The organism is Pseudomonas sp. S3_A09 (genome assembly GCF_054668065.1).
In genome coordinates this window covers 4,904,406-4,927,611 of the sequence record NZ_CP162752.1, presented here as the reverse complement: position 1 = coordinate 4,927,611, position 23,206 = coordinate 4,904,406, and the positions used below count along the sequence as shown (strand labels likewise).

The following is a 23,206-nucleotide window of genomic DNA, read 5'->3' as shown; positions in this document are numbered from 1 at the left end:
AAAAGACCGGCCAGGGGCAGGAGCCGGCTTCAAGCCTGTGTTAGGTCGTTGTTGTTATGGCCTGATCGAAATCAGTACCGCGGATGTTTTTGTTTTTTTAAATTCGCCTGAACATATTCACAGCAAGCATCATCCTTGTAAATGTTTTTTTAAGCATATAAAAACATTGATAGCTAAATCACAGGCAAAAAAAAGAGGCCGAAGCCTCTTTCAGGGATGAGCCGGCGCGCGTCAATCAGTGCAACGCCGCCCGCGTAATCAGGTAACTCACCAACTGCGGGTCATCCTCCAGCTCAATCGTCTGCACCGGACGCGGCAGGTTATCCAGCACCGTGCGCCAGAACGCCTGGGACACTTCGTCCTGATCATAGAAGCGCACCAGCCAATCGGCTTCGCCGCTGCACAGCACCTGGCTGGCGATGGCGCGGCCGATGCCTTTGCGGCGATAGCGCTTGAGGACGAACACGTCGGCCAGCTCCAGGGCGTCGATGCCCGGCAGCTCGCTGCCTTCGATCAACAGGAAACCAGCGATATAGCCATCCACCAGCAGCAGGTTGGCGCTCCATTGCGGGTCCTGCCAGTAACGGCTCAGGTGTTCGTCATGGATATAGAAACGGCCATCGGCCTCGACATCCTCCTGTTCCCAGTCAGAAGATTCATAGGCGTAGTACTGGTAAAGATTGCGGATCAGCTCGGCGTGCTCCGGGCCGGTCTGGATCAATTCGACGGTGACTTCGGGCATGAGACTCTCGGTGAAAAAACACAGGGCGCCATTGTTCACAAAACCTGGGGGCAGGCCAATAGAGCGACCAACCTTTCTACTTGCTGAACCGATTGCAAATAGGTGTTGCCTGCCCCAACCCCCTGAAACATTTCGAATAAACTCCGCGAAATTGCCTCCCCTCTTTCAAGGACACGTATTGTGAGCAACGTCTGTTCCGCCGGCCTGGATGTAGGTTTTGCCTCCCTGGATTACCTGCAGATCTTCATCCTGGGCGTGATCCAGGGCATTACCGAGCTGCTGCCGGTGTCGTCCACCGCCCATATGCGCGTAGTACCCGCCCTGCTCGGCTGGCAGGACCCCGGCTCGGCGTTTTCCGCGGCCATGCAATTGGCGGCGCTGGCGGCGGTGGTCAGTTATTTCTGGCGCGATGTGCGCCAAGTGACCACCGGCAGCATCGGCGCGGTACGCCGAGGTGACTACAACGACCGCTGGTTCAAGCTGGCGGTGGCGATTGTGCTGGCGACCATCCCTATCGGCATTGCCGGCCTGGTGCTGTCTTCGACCCTGAATGCGTGCAACTCGCCGTTGCGCGGGCTGATGGTGATCGGCATTTCCTGCGTGGTCATGGCCGTGCTGCTGGCGGTGGCCGAAGTGCGCGCACGCCATACCCGAGAGGTTAGTGAGATGCGCCTGCGGGATGCGTTGATCGTGGGCATCGCACAGATTGGTGCGCTGATTCCGGGCGTCTCACGTTCCGGCTCCACCCTCACCGCCGCGCTGTTCCTCAACTTCAAGCGTGAAGAGGCCGCGCGGTTCTCGTTCCTGCTCGGCCTACCGGCCATCGCCCTCGCCGGCCTGAAGGAGCTGTGGGTGCTGTTGCATGCCGATATGCCCGCCCATACCTGGCCCCATTTGCTGTTCGGCCTGGTGGTCGCGAGCATCTCGGCGTTCTTTGCGATCTGGGGCCTGATGAAGTTCCTGGAGCGGTTCTCCACCTGGCCGTTCGTAATCTATCGCGCGTTGCTGGGGATCTTCCTGATCGTGGCAGTCAGCACCGGCTTGCTGTAGGAGCGAGCTTGCCCGCGAAGCACACAAGGGCGGCGCCGCGTTATCGTTGACGACCTTCGCGAGCAAGCTCGCGCCTACAGTTTGCGCTCGGCCAGTTCCTCCAGAAGGTCGGCCGAAGGCACGAAAAACAGGCCGCCGGTGACCGCCGTGCTGAAGTCCAGCAGGCGGTCATAGTTACCGACCGGACGGCCGACGAACATGTTTTCCAGCATCAATTCCAGAGGCTCCGGCGAGCGCGCATAGCCGATGAAGTAGGTGCCGAACTCGCCTGCGCCCGGCCGGCCGAAAGGCATGTTGTCCCGCAGGATCTTCACTTCCTCGCCGTTCTTGTCGGTGATGACCGTCAGCGCGCTGTGGGAATTGCTGGGCTTGGTCTCTTCGTCCAATTCGATATCCGACAGCTTGGTACGCCCGATCACCTTCTCTTGGGCCTCCACTGTCAGGCTGTTCCAGGCGGTCATGTTATGCAGGTACTTCTGCACCAGTACGTAGCTGCCGCCTCGGAATTCGTTGTCTTCATCACCGACGATGGTGAACCCCACGGCCTTGCGCCCCACCGGGTTCTCGGTGCCGTCGACAAAGCCGATGATGCTGCGCATATCGAAATAGCGGAAACCCTGGACCTCATCCACCACCTTCACGCTGTCGCCCAGGGCCGCCATCACGTGGGTGGCCAGTTCGAAGCACAGGTCCATCTGTTCGGCGCGGATATGCAGCAGGATATCCCCCGGTGTCGACACGGCTTTGCGCCCTTCCACACCGAACTCGCGAAATGGGTGCAGCGCCGCCGGGCGCGGTGCACCGAACAGTCGGTCCCACGCGTCCGAGCCAAACCCGCAGACGCAGGTCAGGTTGCCCGCTGGCACCCGCTTGCCCACCGAGCGCACCAGCCCGGCGAGGTCCGCGCACCAGCCACGCACCTGGTCTTCACCGCCGGGGGCGACGGTGGCAACCATGAAAATCGCGCTACTGGTGATGGGATGGCAGACAGATTGCGGCTCAAGGGGCGGCTGAACGGAGGATGGCGTCATGGTGAAAGTCCAGGCTAAAGGGCGAGATTGAACCCGCGCAGATTAGCAGATCATTTCCGACAGCTTTCCCACACTTCACGAATCAACGCCTGCATCTTCAGCGCTTCTGCCCAGCGCGCACTGATTTCGCGACCGTCCGCGCCGGTAATCGCATAGGGCGGCGGGCCCAGTTCGCAAGTAAAGGCCAGGCTCTGCGGTGTGTCGGGCCGGGTCAGCCAGTCTTCGATCCCGTAGCGCCACCACTCGGTAAAACGCCGTACCCAGGCTTGATGCTGGGGAAAGTCCAGGGAGACCTGCACCTGTTCGCTGCTGGCGACGCGGCCGTGGAAACCCCAGCTGTGGCGCAGAATTTGGCGAATCTGCTCGTCGTCCTCAGCGGCGCCAGGCTCGGGCAGTTCACGCCCGACCACGTAGTGGGACAGGTCGGCCAGCAGTTTCAAGTCGGGCATCTGTGCCAGCAAGTCGAGGGTGAACAGCAGGTCATTGGTGAGCCGATAACGGTGGGTTTCCAGCAGCACCGGATAGTCCACCTGCTCGGCCAGGCGCTGCCAGCCTTCGACCAATCGGGCCGCCTCGGATTGGGTACGCGGGCGTACGTCGGCTTGCAGGGTGAGGTGGTGGCAGCCGTAGCCGCTGATCACATCCAGCGCGGCCGCCAGGTCGTCCACCGTTTGCGGAAACAACTGGCCTTCGATCTGCAGGCCCCTGGCCGTGGCGGCGGCGTGCAGGCGCGCGACCTCAGCGGGCTTGAAGTAATGGTCGGTAATGCCGTCGAAACCGGCGGCCTTGATGCGGTCGAGTTGGGCATCGAGCGAACCGGGTTCAGTTTGCATGGCCCACAGGGATTGGAACACCAGGAATTGGCGCATATCAGCCTCGCAGCAGGTGTTTGAGGGACAGCTCGGGGTCGGCCAGGCTGGCGGGGGCTAGCGACAGGTGTGCGCTGATCAGGCGTTCGCAGAGCTTTATGTCCTTGGCCACGCTGTTGCCCGGTGCCCAGCCGCAGGCACCTTGCAAGCGCTGATCGGCATCCACGTAGAACAGCAGCATGCCACCGCTCGCCAATGGGCGGCTGACCATCAAGGGTGTAATCACACCCACGGTCTGCACGCCCCAGTCGTACTGGTCGGACCAGAAACCGGGGAGTGCCTCGAACGGCAGCTCGCGACCCAGCAGGTTCAGCGCCGCATGCCGCCCCTGGGCCTCGGCGTTGCGCCAGGTTTCCTGGCGCTGGTATTCGCCACCCAAGCGAAACTCGCACACGTCACCGGCGGCATAAATGCCCGGCGCGCTGGTGCGCAGGTGGCTATCGACGCGAATGCCCTGCCCTACTTCCAACCCCGCCGCTGCGGCCAATTCGATATTGGGTTGCATGCCGATGCCAACCACCACCAGGTCGCAGGGCAAGCGTTGCCCGTCCACCAGCCACACGGCGTCGGCCTGGATGGATTCCAAGGCCATATTCAAGCGAACGTCGACCCCGTGCTGACGATGCAGCGTCAGCAGCGCCTCGCTGATGACCGGCGGCAACACCCGCCCCGCCAGGCGCGGGCCGGCTTCGAGCAGCGTCACCTCGCAGCCCAGGCCACGTGCCGTCGCTGCCACTTCCAGGCCGATAAAGCCACCACCGACCACCACCAGCCGCGTACCAGCCTTCAACGCACTGCGCAGGGCCAGCGCCTCGTCATGGGTGCGCAGGTAAAGCACATGGGCCTGCTCCTGGGGCAAGCGTCGCGCCCGGCCACCAGTGGCCAGCAGCAGACCGGCATACGGCAGCCACTGGCCGTCGGCGAGTTGCAGGCGATGCTGCTGCGGCTGCAGATGCGTCACTGGGTTACCCGCAATGTGCTCGATGCCCAGTTCGGCCAGGCGTGCGCGGTCGCACAAGCTGTATCCGGCCAGGTCCGCTGTGCCCTGCAACAGGCCTTTGGACAACGGCGGCCGCTCGTAGGGCAAGTGCGGTTCATCGCCTATCAGAATCAGGCGCCCGGTGTAGCCTTCTTCACGCAAGGTCAGTGCCGCACGGCCACCGGCATGGCCGGCGCCGACGATGATCAGAGGGGCGTTCATCATCACACCGTGACGGCGAGCAACACCCGCCCCGCTTCGACCCGCACCGGATAGGTCTTGAGGTTGACGCACACCGGCGCGCCGAGGGCCTTGCCCGAGCGGTAGTCAAAGCGCCCGTTGTGCTTGGGGCACTCGATCACGTGGTCCATCACTAGGCCGTCGGCCAGGTGGATGTTCTCGTGGGTGCACAGGCCGGCGGTGGCGAAAAACTCATTCTCGGCCGAACGGTACACCGCGTAGGTATGCGGGCCGTGGTCGAAGCGCAGCACGTCTTCCGCGTCTATTTCGCCCACGGCGCAGACGTCGATCCATTGATCGTTCATGGTGTTTTTACCTTGTAGTGAGCGAGCTCGCGCTGGGCTGCGAAGCGGCCCCACGATCGAGCGTTCAGGTTTGTCTGAAAATAAGCGCTGGGTTTATTGGGGCTGCTGCGCAGCCCAGCGCGAGCAAGCTCCCTCGCCACGGGGGTTGTGTGCCAGTGGGCGCTGGATGAAGTAGGTCGGGTCGCTGCGCTGCTTCCAGATCGTCGGCAAGATTTCCTTGTACGCCTCGAACAGGTTGGCGTAAGGCGGCGGGCAGTCGCTGCGGATTTCTTCGTGCAATTGCGCGAGCGCGTGGTACGGCACCATCGGGTACATGTGGTGTTCGAGGTGGTAGTTCATGTCCATGTAGATAAAACGCAGCACGCGGTTCATGTAGATGGTGCGGCAGTTGCTGCGGTGGTCCAGCACGTCTTCGGCCAAGCCGACATGCTGGGTGAGGCCGAACAGGTAACCTAGCCAGGCGCCGTAGAGGCTGGGCAGGCCAACCAGCATCAGCGGCAGCCAGCTGTGCAGGTACAACGCGGTGCCGATCACCACGGCATAAATACCGACCCAGATGCGCGCCGCACGAAACACTTTGGGCCATTCGGATTCGGGAATGAAGTCCGCCTCCTGGGCACTCATCTTGCCAATGGCATGGCGCGCCACGCCACTGAACGTCTTCCAGGCCAGGGGCAGGTTGAACAGGCTCAAGAACATCATCAAGAAGCTCGGCGGGCGCGGTTCGACGATCTCCGGGTCGCGGCCAACCACGATGGTGTCGGTGTGATGGCGGGCATGGCTCCAGCGCCACACATGGGGTTCGAAGATGCACATGAAGCTGGCGACCTGATACAGCACGTCGTTCATCCAGCGGGTCTTGAACGCGGTGCCGTGACCGGTTTCATGCCAGCGCGGGTTGGACGCGGTGCCGTACAGCACGCCGTAGGCGAGGAAGAACGGCACACAGGCCCAGGTGCCCCAGAACCAGTAGCCACCAAAACCGGTGGCAAACAGCGCGCTCACCCAAATAGCGGTGTCGAGCAGGGCCGGGCCGTCGCGGCGCTGCATCAGTTCTTTCATGCGCTTACGTGAGATGGGGGATTGGTACCAACTGGCCGAGACCAGGCCTTTATCAAAGGCGCGGGCGGCTTCGGGGCCGGTGAGGCTGTAGTCGCGACGCGAGATAGGAGCGGTGTGTTCAGGCATTGTTATTGTTCTCCACAAGCGGGTGGTTTCTGGTGCTGTGTGAAACCCACCATAGAGAACGGGTAATTCACCCTCAAGGCCTTGAATCCATTCCCTATCAAGCTATCATCCAGGCCCAGCGGGGCTTGATAGTTTTCTATCAAGACGCTCAAGGGGCCTGTCATGAACAACAAAAAACGCCCAACCATCGCCACCGTTGCCGCCCATGCCGGGCTCAGTGTGGCCACCGTTGACCGCGTGTTGAATGCACGCGCGCCGGTCAATCCTGAAACCGCCGAGCAGGTGTTCCAGGCGGCCGAAGCCGTGGGGTATTTCGCGGCGCGGTTGATCGGCCAGCGTATCCGCGAACGCCGGCCAACCTATCGCTTCGGCATCCTGTTACTGGCTACCGCCCAGGCGTTCTATGCCAGCCTGGCGCACGCGATCAGCGCCGCCGCCGAGCAGCATGCGGGCGCCAACCTGACGTGCCAGTTCGACTACATCGTTGATCGCACGCCCGCCGCCATCGTTGCGCAAATCGAACAGCTGGCCGTGCAGTGCGATGGCCTCGCGGTGGTCAGCTTTGCCCACCCGCTGATCAACGCCTGCCTGAAGCAGATTCGCGAAGCCGGCGTGCCGGTGGTTGCCCTGCTATCGGACATTCACGAACAGGCCGAAGAACCCTATGTAGGCCAGGACAACCATGTGGTCGGCCGCACCATGGGCTGGCTGCTCGCGCGCACCTGTGGCGCGCGCAAAGGCAGCGTGGGGATTCTGCTCGGCGGCCATCGTTTTCTCGGCCACCAGGCGCGGGTCGAAGGCCTGCACAGCTACCTGGCCGAGCACGCGCCGGGGCTCAAGCCGTTGGAGCCGCTGATCAACCTCGACAACTGCGATATCACCGAAGAAGCCACCCTCGACCTGCTCAGCCGCCACAGCGACCTGCGCGGGTTATGCGTGGTGGGCGGCGGCGGTGACGGCATCATCAGCGCCCTGGCACAGTTGCCCAAGCGGCCGGCGTTGTGTTGCATCTTGCAGGAGTCGACCGAGCTGTCACGCCACGCACTGCGCCAGGGGTTGATTGATGTGGTGATGGATTCGCAGCCGGGGCAGACAGCAATAGCGCTGGTGCAGTTGATGGTGCAGTTGCAGAGCACTGAGGCGTTCGATCCGGTACAGCAGCGGGTGTATATCCCGCCGCAGATCGTGACGTCGGAAAACATGGGTCACTGACACACAGCGCCTACAAGGGGCTGCGGAAATCTGCGGCATTCAGCCCAAACCGACTCATCTTGTTGTACAGCCCACCCCGCGACACGTTCAGTTGTCGCGCAGCCAGGCGGATGTTGCCGCCAGTGTTTGTGAGTGCGGCGACGATGGCGTGCCTTTCGTGGCTGCTGAGGTCCTGGGCGGCTTGCGGTTCGTAGGCGCGCAGCGGGGCGCGTTGGCGGTTTTCCAGCGGCAGATCCACCGGTTCGATCAGCGCCCCCATCGCCAGGTTGGTCGCCCGTTCGATGCTGTTTTCCAACTCGCGCACATTGCCCGGCCAGCCATAGGCCGACAGCAATGCCATCGCCTCCGGCGAAAAGCCCTGCACCGATTTACGCAGCGAGCGTGCGCAGCGGGCCAGGAAGTGCCGCGCCAGCAGTGGAATGTCTTCGCGGCGCATGCGCAGCGGCGGCACGGTCAGGTTCAGCACGTTCAGGCGGTAGTAGAGGTCTTCGCGAAACGCGCCCTGCGCAACCGCCTGGCTGAGGTTGCGGTGGGTGGCGGCGATGATGCGCACGTCCACTTGCCGCGAATTTTTCGCGCCCACCCGAGTGATTTCACCTTCCTGCAACACCCGCAGCAGGCTGACCTGGGCATCGAAGGACATGTCGCCAATCTCATCGAGAAAGATGGTGCCGCCATCCGCCAGTTCGAACTTGCCCGCCGAGCCGCCACGGGCCGAGCCGGTGAACGCACCTTCGACGTGGCCAAACAGCTCGCTTTGCACCAGGTCTCGTGGAATCGCGCCGCAGTTGACCGCCACGAACGGGCCGTTGCAGCGGTCGCTGCCATTGTGGATGGCCTGGGCGAACAGCTCCTTGCCGGTGCCGCTTTCGCCAAGGATCAGGGTGGTAGAATCACTGCGGCTGGCGATGCGCCCCAGGTGCAGCGCGTCCTGGATCGCCCGCGAGCTGCCCTGAATGGTGTCGAAGGTGTAGCTGGCCTGGGTGCCGATAATGCGCCGGGTGATTTCGCGGATGCGGCGGTTCTCTCGCAGTGACACGATCACCCCGCCCTGCTCCAGCGGGCACACCGAGACCAGGCAGGCGAGTTGACTGCGGTTGTGCAGGTGGAAGGTGCAGTCGCGGTCGCGAACGGCCTCACCCATCGAGTCGCTTAATTCGCTACGGCCCAGTTGCTGGAACGGCCGACCGATCAGCTCCAGCCCCACCCCGAACAGTTGCCGCGCATAGCGGTTGAGCGCCTTGATACACCCTCGCTCATCCAGCACCACCAGGCCTTCGTTGAGCACTTCGAGGACGGTTTGCTGTTCTTCCAACAAACCATGCAGCGCCATCTGCCGCGATACGGCTTCGGCTGCGGCCTGCACCGTGCCGAGGGTATGGAAGTGAAACCAGCCGGGTTCAGCGGTGAGGGTCAGCATGGCCACGGTCTGGCCTTGGGTATTCTTGATCGGTGCGGCGGCGCAGTGCATGCGGCGCTGGCGCAGGCCGATGCCGAAATTCTCCTCGGCCAGCACGTACACCAGGTGATCCTCGGCCAGCGCCAGGCCGGTGCAGTTGGTGCCTTGCACCGATTCCAGCAGGCGACTGCCCACGGGGGTGATGTCCAGCCCGCAGAAATACAGGGTGGTGCCATCGGCGTCGGTGAGGTTGATATGACCGCGCGGGTTGTAGGCCAGCAAACCGTGCATGACTTGCGCGGCGGCGGCGATCAGCACGCGGTGGTCGGCCTGGGTGGCGGCCAGGGTGTCCGCGGCGACGAAGCGGTACGCGTTGTCTGCCGGGTCAATACCCGCCTCGACACTGCGCCGCCACGACGCCCAGATCACTTGGCGCACGTGCGCCGGGCGCTCGACCTGGCCGGCCAGGCAGTCGTGCCATGCCTGCTCAAGCGCGGGAACCGGGCCATCATTCAACGCGGCAGGCCCCAGGGCCGTCAGGTAATCAAGGTCTTGCACGCTGAACGCCATGCTCATGAGGGCCGTTTCCATGTTCACGTTTTTGACATGCCAGTATAGACATGTCATCAGAATGAACACTTTTTGTTTTCACATAAACATTAACCCTTTTTTATCAATGAGTTATGAATTGGCATATCCCTTGCTCATGTGCATTTGCCCATCAGGACCGTCCTGGGGCCAATAACAACAAGGGGTTATTTCATGAGTACACAGAACATCCGCCTGGGTTTGATCGGTGCCGGTCGCATGGGCAGTTTCCACGGCTTGACCGCAGCTCGGCATATCCCCGGTGCCAGCCTGGCGGCAATTGCCGACCCGACGCCTGGCCAGGCCGCTCGCCTTGCCGCTGAATTAGGCGTGAGCAAGGTCTATACCGACCCGCAGCAGTTACTCGACGACCCGGATATCGACGGCGTACTCATCGCCGCCCCTGCCCGCAGCCACGCCGAGCTGGTGATCAGCTCCGCCCGCGCCGGCAAGGGCATCTTTTGCGAAAAGCCCATGGCCATCACCCTCGATGAAGCCGATCGCGCCATCGCTGCCGCCGCCGATGCGCGGGTGCCGCTGCAGGTCGGCTTCAACCGGCGTTTCGCCAAGAGCTTTCGCACCGCGCACCTCGACGTCGCCGCCGGCCGCATCGGGACTCCGCAGTTGCTGCGCTCGCTGACCCGCGACCCGGCGCTGAACAACCCGGCCAATTCGCCGCAATGGGTGATCTTTCTCGAAACCCTGATCCACGACTTCGATACCCTGCGCTACCTCAACCCCGGCGCCGAGGCTGTGCAGGTCTACGTGATGGCGGACGCACTGATTGCCCCGGAATACAAAAGCAAAGGCTTCCTCGACACCGCCGTGGTTGCGATCCGCTTCGACAACGGCGCCATCGCCACCGCCGAGGCCAATTTCCAGGCCGTGTATGGCTACGACGTACGCGGCGAAGTGTTCGGCAGCGCCGGCATGCTGAGCATGGGCAGCCTCAACGATTCCGACCTTTTGCGCTACCTGGCCCAAGGCATTCAGGCCGACACCCAGCGCCTGGACACCGACCTGTTGCGCGACGCTTACATCGCCGAGCTCAACCACTTTGTCGACTGCCTGCGCAGCGGCGCCAAGCCGATGGCAAGCGGAGAGGATGCGCGGGCGGCCCTGGCGATTGCCCGTGCCTGCATCGAGTCGTTCGAAACCGGCAAGGCGGTGGCCATATGAGCCCATTCAAACTGGCGATCAGTGCCGAGATGGTGTTTCTCGACCTGCCCTTCATCGAGCGCGTAAAACGTATTCACGCGCTAGGGTTCAGCGCGGAAATCTGGAACTGGACCAATAAGGACATCGCCGCCCTGGCCGCCACCGGCGTCGATTTCACCTCCATGACGGGCTATATCAGCGGCACCCTCACCGACCCCGACGGCATCCGCCAATTGCTCGACAGCGCCCGTGAGTCTTTGAGCGTCGCCGAACACTTGAACTGCCCCAGCCTCAACCTGCACGGCACCGGCCTGGGTGACGGCGGCCTGCCCGTTCAACCCGTGAGCCAGACCACCGGTCGCATGTGGCTGAGCGCCTGCAAAACCCTGGAAAAAATCGCCCGCCTGGGGGAAGACGCCGGCCGTGTGTTCCTGCTGGAAAACCTCAACACCGACGTCGACCACCCCGGTACGCCCTTCGCCCGCGCCGACGATACCCTGGCGCTGATCGAGGCCGTGGGCAGCCCCCACTTGAAGATGAACCTGGACCTGTACCACGCGCAGATCGGCGAAGGAAACCTGATCGAGCTGATCCAGCGCGCCGGCAGCGCCATCGGTGAAATCCAGGTGGCCGACGTGCCGGGACGCCAGGAGCCCGGCACCGGTGAAATTCACTACCCTGCCATTGCCAGGGCCCTGCACGCCATGGGCTACAGCGGCGTGGTCGCCCTGGAGGGCTGGGCCAGCGGCGACAGCGAGTTGGCCCTGGAGCGTTTCCGCCAGGCATTCACCCTATAACAATAAAAGGATCACCTTTATGAATCGCTATTCATTGTTTGCTGCCACGCTGTTGCTGTTGTTCAGCCAATGGAGCTTCGCCGCCTATCGCATCGGCGTGAGCATTGCTCGGGTCGACGATAACTTCATGACCTACGTGCGCACCGGCCTGGAAGCCGCTGCCAGGCAGCAGGACGTGCAGATCCAATTCGAAGACGCCCAGGGCGATGTGGTGCGTCAGCTCAATCAGGTTGAAGGTTTCCTCAACCAGAAGGTCGACGCGGTGATCGTACTGCCGGTGGACACCGCCGCCACCGCCAACATGACCCGCGCCGCCGTGGCAGCCAAGACGCCACTGGTGTACGTCAACCGTCACCCGGACGAGCGCACCCTGCCCAAAGGCGTGGTTACCGTGGCCTCCAACGACATCGAGGCCGGGCAACTGCAAATGCGCTACCTGGCGGAAAAACTCGCTGGCAAGGGCAATGTGGCGATCATCATGGGCGACCTTGCACAAAACGCCACCCATGACCGCACCGAGGGCGCCAAACAGGTGCTCAAGGACTTTCCCGGTATCAAGGTGGTCGAGCAGCAAAGCGCCGACTGGCAACGCAGCAAAGGCATGGACCTGACCAGTAACTGGCTGCTGGCGGGTACGCAGTTCGATGCCATCGTGGCCAATAACGATGAAATGGCGATAGGTGCCGCCATGGCGTTGCAGCAAGCGGGTAAAGCCAAGGGCGATGTGGCGATTGTGGGTATCGATGGCTTGCCCGACGGGCTGGCGGCGATCAAGCGGGGCTTGCTGACGGCGTCGGTGTTCCAGGACCCGAAGGCCCAGGCGACCCAGGCAGTGCAGGCGGCGGTGCGGATGATCAAGGGTGAGGCGATTGAGCCGGAGGTGTGGGTGCCGTTCGAACTGATCAAGCCTGAACAGGTGGCAGTGTTCGAGCAGCGCTACAAATAGCTCGGAGTACACAAATCCAACTGCGTGAGCGGGCTTGCTCGCGAATGTGATGGATCAGCCAATGAATCGGTTGACTGACACACCGCATTCGCGAGCAAGCCCGCTCCTACGGTTTTAATCCAGGTCGCTTGCAGAATGGCGCTCGGCCAACTGCTCGGCAGGCTCCCCGGACACCCGATTCACCCGCCGCCCCCGCTGCACCGCCGGTCGCGCTTCAATCGCATCCGCCCAGCGCAGCACATGCTTGTACTCATGCACCGCCAAAAACTCCGCCGCGCCATACAAGCGACCTTTGACCAACCCGCCATACCACGGCCAGATCGCGATATCGGCGATGGTGTATTCATCGCCCGCGATGTATTCGCTCACTGCCAGGCGCTGGTCGAGTACGTCGAGCTGACGCTTGGTTTCCATGGCAAAGCGGTTGATCGCGTACTCCATCTTGCTCGGCGCATAGGCATAAAAATGCCCGAAACCACCGCCCAGGTACGGCGCGCTGCCCATCTGCCAGAACAGCCACGACAAGCATTCGGCACGGGCCGCAGGTTCGGTGGGGAAGAACGCACCGAATTTCTCGGCCAGGTACTGCAGGATCGCGCCCGACTCAAATAAACGGATCGGCGTGGCGCCGCTGCGGTCCAGCAGCGCCGGGATCTTCGAGTTGGGGTTGACTCCGACAAAGCCGCTGCCGAACTGGTCGCCGTCGCCGATCTTGATCAGCCAGGCATCGTATTCCGCACCGCTGTGACCCAGCGCAAGCAGCTCCTCCAGCAGGATCGTGACCTTCTGACCGTTAGGCGTGGCCAGGGAATACAGCTGCAGTGGGTGCTTGCCTACCGGCAGTTCCTTGTCATGGGTCGCGCCGGCAATCGGTCGGTTGATGCTGGCGAAGGTGCCGCCATTCTCGGTGTCCCAGGTCCACACTTTTGGGGGTACGTAATCGGTCATGCTTACTGCTCCAGAGGCGTTAGCGATCAGCGAAGCGCTCCAGACTAAACCAAAGGTTGATGGCGCGTCACACACTGATCCCAAGACCGCTTCAAAGATGCAACGGCACGCCCAGGGCTCCACTGCGCGGCACGCTTACCCGCAGCGCAATCAACAAGGCGGCCAGCACCATCAACACACCGGCACCGAGAAACACCCCGCCGATGCCGCTGAGACTGAACATCACGCCCCCACCGGCCGCACCCGCCGCAATGGCCGATTGCACGGACGCCACCACCATGCCACCGGCACTTTCCGCTTGATCCGGCACGGCGCGGGCCACCCAGTTCGACCACGCCACCGGCACCCCGCCAAAGGCCATGCCCCACAACGCCAGCAGCAATGCCTGGCCTGGCAGCGAGGCTGGCAGCAACACCAGGGCAAGTGCCGCGAGGCCCACCAATACCGGCATCAGCACCAACGTGCCGAGTGGATAACGTACCAGCATCCAACCGGCCAGCAGCGTGCCAACAAAGTTGGCTGCACCGAACCCCAGCAGCATCAAGGCCAACCCTTCGGTGCCCACCCCCGTGGTGCTTTCCAGAAAAGGCCGGATGTAGGTGAACAGCGCGAAGTGCCCGGTGTGTACCAGCACACAGCCAAACATGCCGATGGCGATGCCCGGGCGCAACAGCACGTCCAGCACCGTGCGCAGGCGTGCGGTGCCCGTCGGGGCCAGGCGTGGCAGCGTGAACAGCTGGAATGCCAGCGTCACCCCACCGACGGCCGCTGCGGCCACAAACGCACTGCGCCAGCCGTACATACCACCGAGGTAGCTGCCCAGTGGCACGGCAACCACCGTGCCTACCGCAATGCCACTGAAGATGATCGACAGCGCACGGGGCAGCAGCGCGGCCGGCACCAGGCGCATCGCCACCGCCGCCGCCATGCTCCAGAAACCGCCCAGGGCGACACCCAGCAAAATGCGCATCAACAAAAGCACCGCCAGGCTGGAAGAGAACGCCACCAACAGGTTCGAGGCAATCATCAGCAGGGAGAACCCCAGCAGCACCACGCGCCGGTCGATACCACGCGTGAGGCCGGGTACCAGCAGCCCGGCGAACAACGCCACCACTGCCGTCACCGTCACGGCCTGGCCGGCCAGCGCCTCGGACACCCCAAGGTCCACCGCCATTGGCGTCAACAGGCTGGCTGGCAGGTATTCCGCCGTCAACAACCCGAACACCCCCATGGCCAGGGAAAACACCGCCATCCAGGCTGGGGTGGCGGGCTCTGCCTGCGAACGGACAGAGGCTTGAGCTACACAATCATTCATCACACGACATCCTCGGGAAATTAGCGCGACGGCCAGTCTAGGTAGGTCAATCCGGATGATCTATGATGCAAACCCTTGAGTTTTTGACTGAAACCCCGACCATGACCCCAGCGGCCCCGTTCAACCTGTCCTCCGGCCTCATCGACGAGCTGCTGCGCGGCATGCGCCTGAGTGGGGTGCAATACCGGCGTATCCAGGCCGGGCCGAGCTTCGGCATGGGCTTTGAGGCCAAACCCGGACATGCCTACTTTCACTTCCTTGCCGCCGGGACGGCGACCTTGCGTACCGACGACGGCAGCCTGTTCGAGTTGTCGGCGGGTAATGCCGTGTTCATCTCCCATGGCGGCGCCCATGCGCTGTCATCCACGGCGGATCGGCCGGTGCAGGACATCAACGGCTTTGACGCGACCTCCCTGGGCGATACCGTGTGCGCCGTGGATGCCTCGCCCGACACGCCGCCCAGTACGTTGCTGTTCAGCGCCTGCATGGCGTTCGAACTTGGCAGTATCCAGGGACTCGGCAGCCTGATGCCGGCCTTGATGCTGATCGATGCCCAGGGCCAGCGTTATCCCGGCCTGATGCCGATCCTGGCGGTGATGGAACGTGAAGTATCCGCTGCGCGCATCGGCTACTCCGGCATCCTCGCGCGCCTGGCCGACGTGGTCGCCGCCATGATCGTGCGAGGCTGGGTGGAATGTGCCTGCGGTAACGCATCGGGACTGGTGGCGGCGTTGCGCGACACGCGATTGGCCGGTGCCCTGCTCGCTTTGCACCAGCAACCTGGACGCGATTGGAGCGTGGCGGAATTGGCTGCGCATTGTCATACCTCCCGGTCGGTGTTTGCCGAGCGCTTCCAGGCCACCCTGGGGATCCCGCCACTGCGCTACGTGACGGAGTTGCGCATGCGCCTGGCCAGCCAATGGCTAACCCTGGAGCGGTTGCCTATCGAAGAAGTCGCGCTGCGCCTGGGTTATACCTCCCAGGCGGCATTCAGCCGCGCGTTCAAGCGCATTACCGGCCAGCCACCTGGCGCCAGCCGCCAGAACCTGCGGAGCCCGGCATGAACGACCGCCGCGCAGACATCATGACCCATCCTGTGAAGACAACTGGCGGTCGCCTATCAGCAATGATGGGGGGCCATTGCGCACGCCGATCCTCAGCCCTTACTCTCTTGAGCCATCACCTTGTTAGCAATGGAGGCTTCATGAAACTGATCGGCATGCTGGACTCGCCTTACGTACGCCGCGTGGCGATTTCCCTGGACGTGTACGGGATGGATTTTGTGCATGAACCGCTGTCCGTATTCCGCACCTTCAACGAGTTCGCCCAGATCAACCCGGTGGTGAAGGCGCCTACCCTGGTGCTGGACGATGGCACGGTGTTGATGGACTCCAGCCTGATCCTGGACTACCTGGAAGCCCTGGCCCCGCTGGATAAAAAGCTGCTCGCGCAGCAACCCAACGCACGCGCCCAGGACCTGCAAACACTCGGGCTGGCCCTGGCGGCCTGTGAGAAAAGCGTGCAAATCGTCTACGAACACAACCTGCGTCCAGCCGAGAAGCAACATGCGCCCTGGCTGGATCGCGTCAGCGGGCAATTGCTCGCGGCCTACTCGCTGCTGGAAAAGCACCTGCCTGAGAGCGAGGCGCTGACCCAGGCCTCGATTACGGCGGCGGTGGCCTGGTCGTTCAGCCAGTTCACCGTGGCGTCGGTTGTGAAGGCAGATGCGTTTCCCAACCTCAAGCGCCATGCCGAGCGGCTGGAGCAGCACCCGGCGTTCAAGCGTTACCCTATCGAATAAACGATGCAGAGCGGTGTGTGGGAGCGGGCTTGCCCGCGAAAACGGTGTGTCCAGTTGGTACATGTGCCGACTGACGCTCTGCCTTCGCGGGCAAGCCCGCTCCCCCATAAGCTCTCTGCCACCGTGAGTCGAACGGGGCCGACTCAGACCCACCCACCATCCACGATAAAGTTCTGCGCCGAACACATCGCCGATGCATCAGAGGCAAGGAACAACGCCATGTTGGCGATGTGTTCCGGCAGCACGCTGCCCGGCAAACATTGACTGCGGCTGATCAGTTCCTTGGCGGCATCGTCGACCCACATCGCCAGTTGTTTTTCCGTCATCACCCAACCCGGCACCAGCGTATTCACGCGGATGCGGCTCGGTCCCAGTTCACGAGCCAGCGCACGGGTCATGCCGTGGGCGGCGGCTTTGCTGGCGGCGTACACCGGGTAGCCAGCGGAGGCCATCATCCAGCCGACGGAGCCGAGGTTGATGATCGCCCCGCCGCCCGCGCTTTTCATCATTGGCACCACGGCCTTGGCGGCGAAGAAAGCGTGCTTGAGGTTGACGGCGATGAGCCGGTCGAACATCTCCGAGTCGACTTCCTCCAAGGTGTGGCGCGCGTCATTGGCGGCGTTGTTCACCAGCACGGAGATCGGTCCCAGGGAGTGTTCGAAGCGCCCAATGGCAGCCTTGTAGGCGATCTCATCGGTGATGTCGCAATTCACGAACTCAACGGTGTGCCCGCGCGAACTCAATAGCGCCGCCAGGCGCTCGCCCTGACTTTGGGCGCGGTCGACAAAGCCGACCTTGGCACCCTGGGCGGCGAAGGCGCGCACCATGAATTCGCCAATACCCGAGGCGCCACCGGAGATCAGGACAGTCTTGCCTTCAAGGTCGGGGTAAACCGCATGCTGAGTGTTCATATAGAGGTGCCTCGCTTAATTAGTCTTATTTTATTTTGCAAAAACGGCGTTAAAGGCTATAAATTCGCTGTCCAACCGACAAAATATCGCACATTAGTAGAACTATTCCACCCAAAACAACAAAAGGAAGTTCGACCATGAAGCACCCTCGTTACCTGCTCTCCGGCCTCGCCCTGTCCATGCTGGTCGCCAGTGGCGGCGCCCAGGCTGCAGGCCTTACCAGCGAGCACAAACCTTTCGGTAAAACCAACGACGGCACCGCCGTCGAACAGTACGTGTTGCGCAACAGCCATGGCATGCAAGCCACGGTGATTACCTACGGCGGCGTGTTGCAGTCGCTGAAGGTGCCGGACAAGCACGGCAAGGTCGAGGACGTGGTGCTGGGCTTCGACGACGTGCAGGGCTATCAAAGCGGTACGGCGTTTTTCGGCGCGACCATCGGGCGCTTCGGCAATCGCCTCGCGGGCGGTGCCTTCGAGCTCGACGGCAAGCGTTACCAGGTTCCGCTCAACGATGGCCCCAACTCGCTGCATGGCGGCGCCCAGGGCTTCGACAAGCACGTATGGAAAGCCACGCCCGTCAAGGCCAAGGACTCCGTGGGCGTGACCCTCACCTACCTGTCCAAGGACGGTGAAATGGGCTTCCCCGGCAACCTGAAGACCGAGGTCACCTACCGCCTCAACGACAACAACGAACTGCACATCGATTACACCGCCACCACCGACAAACCCACGGTGCTCAACCTCACCAACCACAGCTACTTCAACCTCGCCGGTGCGGGCAATGGCGACATCCTCAAGCAAGTCGCTACCTTGCATGCCAGTCATTACACGCCGGTGAATGCCACCTTGATCCCTACCGGCGAACTGGCACCTGTCAAAGGCACGCCGATGGACTTCCTCAAGCCCACGCCGATCGGCCAGCACATCAAGGACGATCACCCGCAGCTCAAATTCGCCGAGCCGAAACAGGGTGGGTTCGACTTCAACTGGGCGCTGGATACCAAAGGTGATGTGAAACAGCTTGCGGCCGAGGTGCATGATCCTGAGTCCGGACGGCGTTTGCAGCTGTTTACCACGGAGCCTGGGGTGCAGTTCTACACCAGCAACTTCCTGGATGGGTCGGTGAAGGGCAAGGCTGGGAAGACCTACCTGCACTGGAGCGGGTTCACGCTGGAGACCCAGCATTTTCCAGATGCGCCCAACCAACCCAAGTTTGCCTCGACCCGCCTGAACCCAGGGCAGACTTACACCCAGAACACCGTCTTCAAATTCTCCGCCGATTAAACCTTAGGGAGCGGGCTTGCCCGCTCCCACATCTAGTCTTCACAGGGCATGACTCAGCGTTGCTTCATGCGGTCGATGACGACGGCCAGGAGCAGGATCGAGCCGCGGATCACATACTGATAAAAGGTGTCGATGTTCTTCAGGTTCATCGCATTCTCAATGATCGCCAAAATCAACACACCGGCGATCACGTGGCGGATCATCCCAACCCCGCCGCTCAGCGACACCCCGCCCAATACGCACGCCGAAATCACCGTCAGCTCGAAACCCTGGCCAATCATCGGCTGGCCGGAAGTCATGCGCGACGCCAATATCACTCCGGCCAACGCCCCGATCACCCCATGCACGGCAAAGATCAGGATCTTGGTGCGGTCCACATTCACGCCCGCCAGCAACGCGGCTTCCGGATTGCCGCCGATGGCCATGGTGTTGCGCCCGTAAGTGGTGTAGTTGAGCAGCCAGCCGAAGAACAGAAAGCACAGGATAGTGATCAGGATCGGCACCGGCACGCCCATCAGTTGGCCATTGCCGAAGACAAAGAATTGATCCTGGGACACCCCCACCGCCTTGCCGTTGGCAAAAATGTAGGCCAGGCCACGCACGATCTGCATGGTCGCCAAGGTGGTGATCAGCGCATTGACCCGCAGCTTGGCGATGACGATGCCGTTGATCAGCCCTACCATCAGGCCCATCAGCAGCGCAGCGCCAATGCCGAGCATGACGCTGTCGGTGTCGCGCATCACAATCGCCGCCACCACGCCGGCGCAGGCGATCACCGAGCCTACGGACAGGTCAAAGTGCCCCGACGCCAGGCAAAACAGCATGGTGCAGGCGGCGATGCCCACGGTGGAAATCGCCAGACCCAGGCCGCGCATATTCAGGGGTGAGAGGAAGTTGTCGATCAGCAAGGCGCACAGCAAAAAGATGCTCACGGCGGCCAGCAGCATCGCCCAGTTGTCCAGCAAGGCGCGCAGGTCAAGCGGCTTGCGCGCGGTGGGCAGCACGTTGTGTTGAGTGGTCATAGTCGTCTCTCAGTTCGCCACGCTGCGCGGCAAGGCCAGTTGCAGCAGGTTGGATTCAGTCGCGTGCTCACGGGTTTGTTCGCCGCGCAGCGCGCCTTCGCACAGCACCAGGATGCGATCGGCGATGCCCATCACCTCCATCAAGTCGCTGGACACCACGATCACCGCAATGCCTTGGGCAGCCAGGTTATGGATGATCTGGTAGATCTCGGCCTTGGCGCCGATATCGATGCCGCGGGTGGGTTCGTCCAGCAGCAGCACCTTCATCGGCATCGACAGCCAGCGGCCGAGAATGGCCTTCTGCTGGTTGCCGCCGGAGAGGTACATGATTTTTTGCGCCGCGTTGGGTGTCTTGACCTTCATGGCGTTGATCTGCTGATCGGCGTTGCCCTTCTCCCAGCCTTCACGCAGCAACCAGCCGAACGTGGAATGGGCACCGCGTGCGCTGATATTGATGTTCTCGGCGACACTGGACAGCGGAATGATGCCCTCCTTCTTACGGTCTTCCGGGCACAGCAGCACGCCGGCGGCGATGGCGTCCCGTGGTGACTGCAAGTGCAAGGGCTCGCCGCAGAGCTCCAGTTGCCCGGCGCTGGCACGTTCCAGGCCGCTGAGCAGGCGGAACAACTCCGTCCGCCCTGCGCCTACCAGCCCGAACAGGCCAAGAATCTCGCCCTTGCGCACGTTGAAACTGACCGGCTCACGCAGACCGGGGCCCAGCAGGCCGTCGACCTTGAGCGCCACTTCGCCGTGCTCACGCGGACGGTAGTCGTAGATGTCCTGGATATCGCGACCGACCATGCACGTCACCAACTGGTCATGGGTCAGCGCGCTCATGTCCTCGAACGTGCGCACGTAGCGACCGTCCTTGAACACCGTGACCGCGTTGCAGATGCGGAATACTTCTTCCATGCGGTGCGACACGTAGAGCACCACTTTGCCCTCATCGCGCAGACGCGCGATGATCGCCATCAAGCGGTCGATTTCGCGCGCGGAGAGGCTGCTGGTGGGCTCGTCGAAGGCGATTACATGGGCGCCTCGGGACAGCGCCTTGGCGATTTCCACCAGTTGGCGCTGGCCCAGGGACAGACGCCCGAGTTTCTCGGCCGGATCGATTTCATCCGCCAGGCCCTTGAGGCAAGCGAGGGCCTGCTTGCGCAGGAGCCCCCGGTTGACCACACCGAAACGCGACGGTAAATGCCCGAGGAACAGGTTCTCGGCCACGCTCATTTCCGGCACCAGATGCAGTTCCTGATGGATCACCGCCACACCGCTGGCAATGCTGTCGGCGGCGCTTTTGAAGGCCATGACCTGCTCGCCGATCTGCAGCGTGCCGCTGTTGGGAATGTAGGCGCCGCCGAGGATCTTCAGCAGCGTCGACTTGCCCGCGCCGTTCTCGCCCATCAGCGCGTGCACCTGCCCAGGGTGGGCGCTGAAGCTGATGCCATCCAGCGCCTTGACCCCGGGGAAGGTTTTGCCAATGCCGTCAAATCGCAAGGCAGCAGCGGTCATTGCCACAGCCCGATCTTGGTCAGTTCGGCCTGGAAGTTCTCACGGGTGATCAAGGTCACCTCATCCATGGCGGTGTATTTGGCAGGCTCGGTGCCTTTGGTGACCCACTCGTACATCATCAGCGCCGTGTTATAGCCCTCGATATGGGGGCTAGGCAGCATCGAGCCGAAGAAACCACTGCTTGGCTTTTTCAGTTCGCCAATGGCGTCGGTGCCATTGATGCCGATGCCGATCACGTTGGCCGCCTTGAAGCCGGCGCTTTCGGTGGCGCGCACGCCGCCCAGCACGGTGTTGTCGTTCATGCCGCCGATGATCAGGTTTTTCGCGCCACTGGGCAGTTTCACCAGGGCCGAATTGGTGGCGTCCATGCTGCCTGGGACATCCAGGGTTTTGGCGGCAGTAAACAGGATGTGATCCTTGGGAATACCCGCTTCCTCCAGGGATTTGACCGAACCATCGGTGCGTTTTTTACCCGTGTCGAGCTCGTTGAAGGTGTTGATCACCGCATAGGTGTCCTTCCAGTCCCAGCCGCGTTTTTTCGCTTCGGCGGCCATGGCGGCGCCCTGCTTCTGGCCGACTTCGAAGGCCGCCATGCCCAGATACGGCACGTCCTCCATGAAGTTGCCCTTGGCATCCACGAATCGGTCGTCCACCGCGATGACTTTCAAGCCGTTGGCCTTGGCCTTGGCGACGATGGCCGGGCCGAGGGAAACGTCCGGCGGGCAGATCACAAAACCCTTGGCGCCGTTGGCAGCCAGGCTGTCGATGGCCGAGAGGGTTTTCTCGCCGTCGGGCACGGCGATCTTGATCACGGTGAAGCCATGTTCCTTGCCGGCTTTCTCGGCAAAGGCCCATTCGGTCTGGAACCACGGCTCCTCGGCCTGTTTGACCAGGAAACCGATTTTCACTTCCTCAGCGGCCAGCAGCAGCCCGCTCAAACTCATGGCCGAGACCGCCACAGCGGCGCAGCACAGGGAACGCAAACCACGACGACGATTCATACGGGTGACTCCTTGTTGTTGTTTTAAGTCTTGGGTTTTATCCAGCAAAGCGATGACAGGGTTTTCCAGGGACATCAACTTCCATGGCCAACACCGCACCGTCCAAGGGGTGATCCAAGGGACTGGCGGCGCTGGTGATGTACAGGGTGGTGAGGTTCGGGCCACCCAATACGCAACTGGTGGGACGGCTGACGGGCAGTTCGACGATGCGGTCCACTTCGCCGTCGGGCGTGAGGCGCAGCAGGCAACTGCCGTCCCAGCGGGCGTTCCAGATGTAGCCGTCAACGTCCATGGCCGAGCCGTCCGGCCCGCCGCGCTCGTGTGGGCCGAACCAGGTCTGCGCTGGGGCGAGTTGGCCGTCGGGTTGGATAGCGTGCCGGTACAGCGTGCCGTCCAGGCTGTCGCCGAAATGCACGTGGCGGCCGTCATCACTCCACAGCAAGGTGTTGGGAATGCCCAGGCCGCTGAGTAACGGCGTGACCTGCGCATCTGCATCTACGCGAAACAGGCCACCGGAACGTCGGGTGATGGGCAGGTCTTCACCCTGCTCGCCAATGTTGTTCTGCATGGTGCCCAGCCACAGGCGGCCGCTGGCATCGCAGCGCGCTTCGTTGCCGCGGTTACCCGGTTGCGGGTCCGCTACGCACAGCAGCGTCAGGGCTTCAGTGGCCAGGTCGAGCCGATAGACGCCACTGCTCAGGGTCACCAAGGCATCGCCGCTTTCACACGGGATGAACGCCGAGACATGCTCGGGCAACTGCCACACTTGCAATTGCCCGCCCATCAGGCGCAGCGCCTGTTTGCCGGCGATATTGACCCAGTACAGCGCCTGGGTCGGCGCATCCCAGAACGGCCCCTCGCCCAATTGCGCACGGTGCGGGGTAACGGCGATACACGACATGATGC

General features: G+C 62.5%; 22 protein-coding genes. 8 read left to right on the top strand and 14 right to left on the bottom strand.

Going from position 1 to position 23,206, the window contains the following annotated elements:
- Window positions 1-235 precede the first annotated feature (235 nt).
- The gene (locus AB4N92_RS23180; protein WP_010211191.1) at window positions 236-742 is read right to left on the bottom strand and encodes a GNAT family N-acetyltransferase; all 507 of its coding nucleotides are present in this window, start codon (window positions 740-742) and stop codon (window positions 236-238) included.
- Window positions 743-922: 180 nt separating this feature from the next.
- Here AB4N92_RS23180 and AB4N92_RS23175 point away from each other — a divergent pair, with 180 nt between their 5' ends.
- Window positions 923-1,792, top strand: coding sequence for an undecaprenyl-diphosphate phosphatase (locus AB4N92_RS23175; RefSeq protein ID WP_236266784.1), 870 nt, complete (start codon window positions 923-925; stop codon window positions 1,790-1,792).
- 74 nt (window positions 1,793-1,866) lie between these two features.
- Here the strand turns inward: AB4N92_RS23175 and AB4N92_RS23170 are convergent, their stop codons facing one another.
- From AB4N92_RS23170 to AB4N92_RS23150, 5 genes are all read right to left on the bottom strand, one after another.
- Window positions 1,867-2,823 carry a Dyp-type peroxidase gene (locus AB4N92_RS23170; RefSeq protein ID WP_029529177.1) on the bottom strand — a complete coding sequence of 319 codons (957 nt, stop codon included), beginning with the start codon at window positions 2,821-2,823 and terminating at the stop codon, window positions 1,867-1,869.
- A 50-nt stretch (window positions 2,824-2,873) separates the two neighbouring features.
- Entirely contained in the window at window positions 2,874-3,692 is an 819-nt protein-coding gene (locus AB4N92_RS23165) for a sugar phosphate isomerase/epimerase family protein (RefSeq protein ID WP_021493329.1), read from the bottom strand.
- Between the two features lies 1 nt (window position 3,693).
- A complete protein-coding gene (locus AB4N92_RS23160; RefSeq protein WP_176332107.1) occupies window positions 3,694-4,893 on the bottom strand; it encodes an NAD(P)/FAD-dependent oxidoreductase in 1,200 nt (399 codons plus the stop codon).
- 2 nt (window positions 4,894-4,895) lie between these two features.
- Window positions 4,896-5,216, bottom strand: a complete 321-nt coding sequence (locus tag AB4N92_RS23155) for a MocE family 2Fe-2S type ferredoxin (RefSeq protein ID WP_010211196.1) — start codon at window positions 5,214-5,216, stop codon at window positions 4,896-4,898.
- A 93-nt stretch (window positions 5,217-5,309) separates the two neighbouring features.
- Window positions 5,310-6,404, bottom strand: a complete 1,095-nt coding sequence (locus tag AB4N92_RS23150) for a fatty acid desaturase family protein (protein ID WP_010211197.1) — start codon at window positions 6,402-6,404, stop codon at window positions 5,310-5,312.
- A 162-nt stretch (window positions 6,405-6,566) separates the two neighbouring features.
- Between AB4N92_RS23150 and AB4N92_RS23145 the strand changes: the two genes are divergently transcribed.
- Window positions 6,567-7,616 carry a LacI family DNA-binding transcriptional regulator gene (locus AB4N92_RS23145; RefSeq protein WP_010211198.1) on the top strand — a complete coding sequence of 350 codons (1,050 nt, stop codon included), beginning with the start codon at window positions 6,567-6,569 and terminating at the stop codon, window positions 7,614-7,616.
- Between the two features lie 10 nt (window positions 7,617-7,626).
- Here AB4N92_RS23145 and AB4N92_RS23140 read toward each other — a convergent pair whose 3' ends face one another.
- Window positions 7,627-9,591, bottom strand: coding sequence for a sigma-54 interaction domain-containing protein (locus tag AB4N92_RS23140; RefSeq protein WP_010211199.1), 1,965 nt, complete (start codon window positions 9,589-9,591; stop codon window positions 7,627-7,629).
- A 186-nt stretch (window positions 9,592-9,777) separates the two neighbouring features.
- Here AB4N92_RS23140 and AB4N92_RS23135 point away from each other — a divergent pair, with 186 nt between their 5' ends.
- From AB4N92_RS23135 to AB4N92_RS23125, 3 genes are read left to right on the top strand one after another with little or no spacing between them, the layout of a single operon-like run.
- On the top strand, window positions 9,778-10,782 hold the full coding sequence (locus AB4N92_RS23135) for a Gfo/Idh/MocA family oxidoreductase (RefSeq protein ID WP_460128340.1): 1,005 nt from the start codon (window positions 9,778-9,780) through the stop codon (window positions 10,780-10,782).
- Window positions 10,779-11,558: a TIM barrel protein gene (locus AB4N92_RS23130; RefSeq protein WP_047542720.1), complete on the top strand. Its 780-nt coding sequence runs from the start codon at window positions 10,779-10,781 to the stop codon at window positions 11,556-11,558. The genes AB4N92_RS23135 and AB4N92_RS23130 overlap by 4 nt, the downstream gene beginning before the upstream one ends.
- A gap of 19 nt (window positions 11,559-11,577) precedes the next feature.
- Window positions 11,578-12,504: a sugar ABC transporter substrate-binding protein gene (locus tag AB4N92_RS23125; protein ID WP_010211202.1), complete on the top strand. Its 927-nt coding sequence runs from the start codon at window positions 11,578-11,580 to the stop codon at window positions 12,502-12,504.
- Window positions 12,505-12,618: 114 nt separating this feature from the next.
- On the opposite strand, the gene yghU is transcribed toward AB4N92_RS23125, so the two are convergent.
- Both yghU and AB4N92_RS23115 read right to left on the bottom strand, forming a co-directional pair.
- Window positions 12,619-13,452, bottom strand: coding sequence for a glutathione-dependent disulfide-bond oxidoreductase (gene yghU / locus AB4N92_RS23120; protein ID WP_021493334.1), 834 nt, complete (start codon window positions 13,450-13,452; stop codon window positions 12,619-12,621).
- Window positions 13,453-13,543: 91 nt separating this feature from the next.
- On the bottom strand, window positions 13,544-14,767 hold the full coding sequence (locus tag AB4N92_RS23115) for an MFS transporter (protein ID WP_029529179.1): 1,224 nt from the start codon (window positions 14,765-14,767) through the stop codon (window positions 13,544-13,546).
- 65 nt (window positions 14,768-14,832) lie between these two features.
- Here AB4N92_RS23115 and AB4N92_RS23110 point away from each other — a divergent pair, with 65 nt between their 5' ends.
- Both AB4N92_RS23110 and AB4N92_RS23105 read left to right on the top strand, forming a co-directional pair.
- A complete protein-coding gene (locus AB4N92_RS23110) occupies window positions 14,833-15,831 on the top strand; it encodes an AraC family transcriptional regulator (protein WP_010211206.1) in 999 nt (332 codons plus the stop codon).
- A 140-nt stretch (window positions 15,832-15,971) separates the two neighbouring features.
- Window positions 15,972-16,568 carry a glutathione S-transferase gene (locus tag AB4N92_RS23105; protein ID WP_021493337.1) on the top strand — a complete coding sequence of 199 codons (597 nt, stop codon included), beginning with the start codon at window positions 15,972-15,974 and terminating at the stop codon, window positions 16,566-16,568.
- A 143-nt stretch (window positions 16,569-16,711) separates the two neighbouring features.
- On the opposite strand, the gene AB4N92_RS23100 is transcribed toward AB4N92_RS23105, so the two are convergent.
- Window positions 16,712-17,479 carry an SDR family NAD(P)-dependent oxidoreductase gene (locus AB4N92_RS23100; protein WP_010211208.1) on the bottom strand — a complete coding sequence of 256 codons (768 nt, stop codon included), beginning with the start codon at window positions 17,477-17,479 and terminating at the stop codon, window positions 16,712-16,714.
- Window positions 17,480-17,616: 137 nt separating this feature from the next.
- Between AB4N92_RS23100 and AB4N92_RS23095 the strand changes: the two genes are divergently transcribed.
- Window positions 17,617-18,765 (top strand): aldose epimerase family protein, encoded by a 1,149-nt coding sequence (locus AB4N92_RS23095; RefSeq protein ID WP_010211209.1) that lies wholly within the window; start codon window positions 17,617-17,619, stop codon window positions 18,763-18,765.
- Window positions 18,766-18,818: 53 nt separating this feature from the next.
- On the opposite strand, the gene araH is transcribed toward AB4N92_RS23095, so the two are convergent.
- Genes araH through AB4N92_RS23075 form a run of 4 tightly spaced genes read right to left on the bottom strand, consistent with a single transcriptional unit; the run spans window position 18,819 to window position 23,201 of the window.
- Entirely contained in the window at window positions 18,819-19,787 is a 969-nt protein-coding gene (araH, locus tag AB4N92_RS23090; RefSeq protein WP_010211211.1) for an L-arabinose ABC transporter permease AraH, read from the bottom strand.
- 9 nt (window positions 19,788-19,796) lie between these two features.
- The gene (araG, locus tag AB4N92_RS23085) at window positions 19,797-21,299 is read right to left on the bottom strand and encodes an L-arabinose ABC transporter ATP-binding protein AraG (RefSeq protein WP_044286982.1); all 1,503 of its coding nucleotides are present in this window, start codon (window positions 21,297-21,299) and stop codon (window positions 19,797-19,799) included.
- On the bottom strand, window positions 21,296-22,300 hold the full coding sequence (locus AB4N92_RS23080; protein WP_010211214.1) for a substrate-binding domain-containing protein: 1,005 nt from the start codon (window positions 22,298-22,300) through the stop codon (window positions 21,296-21,298). Before AB4N92_RS23080 ends, araG begins: the two co-directional genes overlap by 4 nt.
- Before the next feature lie 37 nt (window positions 22,301-22,337).
- The gene (locus AB4N92_RS23075; protein WP_236266785.1) at window positions 22,338-23,201 is read right to left on the bottom strand and encodes an SMP-30/gluconolactonase/LRE family protein; all 864 of its coding nucleotides are present in this window, start codon (window positions 23,199-23,201) and stop codon (window positions 22,338-22,340) included.
- Between the last annotated feature and the right edge of the window lie 5 nt (window positions 23,202-23,206).

What these genes read in the sequence shown, in the direction of transcription:
- AB4N92_RS23140 (WP_010211199.1), bottom strand. Translation starts at nt 9,591, where the DNA reads ATGAGCATGGCGTTCAGCGTGCAAGACCTTGATTACCTGACGGCCCTG.
- araG (WP_044286982.1), bottom strand. Translation starts at nt 21,299, where the DNA reads ATGACCGCTGCTGCCTTGCGATTTGACGGCATTGGCAAAACCTTCCCC.
- AB4N92_RS23115 (WP_029529179.1), bottom strand. Translation starts at nt 14,767, where the DNA reads ATGAATGATTGTGTAGCTCAAGCCTCTGTCCGTTCGCAGGCAGAGCCC.
- AB4N92_RS23105 (WP_021493337.1), top strand. Translation starts at nt 15,972, where the DNA reads ATGAAACTGATCGGCATGCTGGACTCGCCTTACGTACGCCGCGTGGCG.
- AB4N92_RS23075 (WP_236266785.1), bottom strand. Translation starts at nt 23,201, where the DNA reads ATGTCGTGTATCGCCGTTACCCCGCACCGTGCGCAATTGGGCGAGGGG.
- AB4N92_RS23080 (WP_010211214.1), bottom strand. Translation starts at nt 22,300, where the DNA reads ATGAATCGTCGTCGTGGTTTGCGTTCCCTGTGCTGCGCCGCTGTGGCG.
- AB4N92_RS23145 (WP_010211198.1), top strand. Translation starts at nt 6,567, where the DNA reads ATGAACAACAAAAAACGCCCAACCATCGCCACCGTTGCCGCCCATGCC.
- AB4N92_RS23180 (WP_010211191.1), bottom strand. Translation starts at nt 742, where the DNA reads ATGCCCGAAGTCACCGTCGAATTGATCCAGACCGGCCCGGAGCACGCC.
- yghU (WP_021493334.1), bottom strand. Translation starts at nt 13,452, where the DNA reads ATGACCGATTACGTACCCCCAAAAGTGTGGACCTGGGACACCGAGAAT.
- AB4N92_RS23125 (WP_010211202.1), top strand. Translation starts at nt 11,578, where the DNA reads ATGAATCGCTATTCATTGTTTGCTGCCACGCTGTTGCTGTTGTTCAGC.
- AB4N92_RS23130 (WP_047542720.1), top strand. Translation starts at nt 10,779, where the DNA reads ATGAGCCCATTCAAACTGGCGATCAGTGCCGAGATGGTGTTTCTCGAC.
- AB4N92_RS23150 (WP_010211197.1), bottom strand. Translation starts at nt 6,404, where the DNA reads ATGCCTGAACACACCGCTCCTATCTCGCGTCGCGACTACAGCCTCACC.
- AB4N92_RS23155 (WP_010211196.1), bottom strand. Translation starts at nt 5,216, where the DNA reads ATGAACGATCAATGGATCGACGTCTGCGCCGTGGGCGAAATAGACGCG.
- AB4N92_RS23170 (WP_029529177.1), bottom strand. Translation starts at nt 2,823, where the DNA reads ATGACGCCATCCTCCGTTCAGCCGCCCCTTGAGCCGCAATCTGTCTGC.
- araH (WP_010211211.1), bottom strand. Translation starts at nt 19,787, where the DNA reads ATGACCACTCAACACAACGTGCTGCCCACCGCGCGCAAGCCGCTTGAC.
- AB4N92_RS23110 (WP_010211206.1), top strand. Translation starts at nt 14,833, where the DNA reads ATGCAAACCCTTGAGTTTTTGACTGAAACCCCGACCATGACCCCAGCG.
- AB4N92_RS23100 (WP_010211208.1), bottom strand. Translation starts at nt 17,479, where the DNA reads ATGAACACTCAGCATGCGGTTTACCCCGACCTTGAAGGCAAGACTGTC.
- AB4N92_RS23135 (WP_460128340.1), top strand. Translation starts at nt 9,778, where the DNA reads ATGAGTACACAGAACATCCGCCTGGGTTTGATCGGTGCCGGTCGCATG.
- AB4N92_RS23095 (WP_010211209.1), top strand. Translation starts at nt 17,617, where the DNA reads ATGAAGCACCCTCGTTACCTGCTCTCCGGCCTCGCCCTGTCCATGCTG.
- AB4N92_RS23160 (WP_176332107.1), bottom strand. Translation starts at nt 4,893, where the DNA reads ATGAACGCCCCTCTGATCATCGTCGGCGCCGGCCATGCCGGTGGCCGT.
- AB4N92_RS23165 (WP_021493329.1), bottom strand. Translation starts at nt 3,692, where the DNA reads ATGCGCCAATTCCTGGTGTTCCAATCCCTGTGGGCCATGCAAACTGAA.